The organism is Thioalkalivibrio sp. ALE20, assembly GCF_000381405.1.
In the GTDB taxonomy this organism is placed as follows: Bacteria; Pseudomonadota; Gammaproteobacteria; order Ectothiorhodospirales; family Ectothiorhodospiraceae; genus Thioalkalivibrio.
Window position 1 is genome coordinate 1 of the sequence record NZ_KB906495.1, and the last position, 1,971, is coordinate 1,971.

General features: G+C 64.5%; 2 protein-coding genes and 1 pseudogene. All 3 read left to right on the forward strand.

The annotated features are described in order from the left end of the window. A pseudogene (locus F790_RS0113585) lies at nucleotides 1–385 on the forward strand (DNA cytosine methyltransferase); the annotation flags it as partial. 120 nt (nucleotides 386–505) lie between these two features. Further along, nucleotides 506–670: a hypothetical protein gene (locus F790_RS14740; RefSeq protein ID WP_019592015.1), complete on the forward strand. Its 165-nt coding sequence runs from the start codon at nucleotides 506–508 to the stop codon at nucleotides 668–670. Between the two features lie 336 nt (nucleotides 671–1,006). Beyond that, a complete protein-coding gene (locus tag F790_RS0113600) occupies nucleotides 1,007–1,558 on the forward strand; it encodes a hypothetical protein (RefSeq protein ID WP_019592017.1) in 552 nt (183 codons plus the stop codon). Nucleotides 1,559–1,971: the final 413 nt, after the last annotated feature.

Consider the following 1,971-nt stretch of genomic DNA (forward strand, 5'->3'; position numbering starts at 1 on the left):
CGACCCCATCTGGAAGGAGTACCGCTACCTAGCGGACAAGGAGGTCCGGGATCAGGAGGCCGGCAAAGGCTTTCGGCGGCAGCTTCTCGATGGGGCCGAGGACAGTCTCGGAACCATCGGCAGGGGCTACGCCAAGGCCCGGTCGACGGAACCGTTCATCCGGCATCCGACCGATTCGGGGCGCTCGCGCCTGCTGACCCCCGCCGAACACGCGCGGGTCAAGGCCGTACCCGAATCCCTGGTCGCGGGTCTGTCCGCAACCCGGGCCCATGAAATCCTGGGGCAGTCGGTTGTCCATTCGGCCTTCGAGGCCGTGGGGCAACACCTTGGACGCGCACTCGCCGCCCTGCGCGGCGCGGTGCACCCTGAGCCCATGGCGGCATGATCATGTCGCCATTCCACTCCGTGTCTGCCCGGCTACCCGCCGGGTGGGCATCCTTCCACCCATCCCGGGGACAGCGTCCCCGCGGGGGTGGTCTGTCCCCCTCAATTCAGGAGGCAGACCATGTTCAACCTCAAGCAGATCCGGGAGGGCCTCCGGCAGGCCGGTGTCCTGTTGGCGGTTGCCGGGATCGTCGCTTTGCTGATCGAACGCGGCTTGACCGTGGGCGGCCTCAGTACCGTAGCCCTGGGCCTTGTCCTCTGGCTTGTGGGGTGCTGGAACGGCTAGAATCATAGTCATGGAAGACATGAGCCTTTATATCGGTCTGGCGATGATCGGGGTCGTGATGATCGGCGCCTATGTGATCGCGCGTCGGCAACACCGTCGCCGGCATTGACCCCCCACCGTCCGTGACGCGGTGGCTCTTCCCCGAGCCGACCGGCCAAGGCCGGTTCGGGGAAGACGCCTTCACCGCCCGCCTGAGCGTATCAGGCACCCTGAAAGCCCTTCCGGACCGGGAGGAGGGGCGCCGGCATCAGGCCGGTCGGTCCATATCGTTTACCCACCACGGGGACAACCGTCCCCGTGGGGGCGGTCTGTCCCCTCAATGCAGGAGTACAGACCATGAAGATCATCATTACGCCGGAGATCGACCCCGAGAACCCACGGAACTGGGATAACCTCGGCACGATGGTGTGCTGGCACAATCGGTATCAGCTGGGTGACACCCAGCCAGACGAGTCGCCCGATGAATGGGCGGACTCCGTCTGGAACCGTCACATCATCCAGCTCCCGCTGTATCTCTACGATCATAGCGGGATCACGATTTCTACCCGGCCGTTCCATTGCCCCTGGGACAGCGGCCAGGTCGGGTGGATCATGGCAGAACGCGATCGTATCCGGCAGGCGTTCGGCTGGAAGCGCATCACCCGTAATCGGGCCCAACGGATCCGCGAGATCCTGGAGGCCGAGGTCTACGTCTACGACCTTTATCTTCGCGGCGAGGTGTATCAGTACCTCGCCCTGGACGATGAAGGGTGCGTCCTCGATGCGTGTGGCGGCTTCTATGGCTCGGGCCATGTCGAAAACGGCATGAAAGAGCACTGGCCCCCGGGCTGGGAGCTCGCCGAGATCGTCTATGCCGACTCGGCTTTCGAGGTCGCCGCGGCCGCCTGAACTCACCTTCGACGCCCCGCCGGGGCGTCACGTCAATCCAGACTTTCCACCTCCACGGGGACAGCCATCCCCGTGGAGGCACGGTCTGTCCCCTTGATGTTCCGAGGAGACCGCATTATGTCGAGAGTGGCGACGAAGCAGGATTTGGAGCTCCTTCGCGAGCAGATGGCCGGCATGGAGGCCCGCATGGAGCTCAGGGAAACCCTGGGGGCGATAATGACTCGCACTGATCTGTATCAGGCCCTTGTTCTGCAAACCATTGTGATCCTGACGTCCATGTTTGCCATGCTGAAGTTCATGTAGCCACCGACGCCCTCCGGGGCGTCTTCCCCGAGGCGGCCGCGGGCGGCCGTTTCCGGGAAGACGCCTTCACCGCCGGCCTGGAGCGCATCCAGGCACCCTGAAAGCCCCTC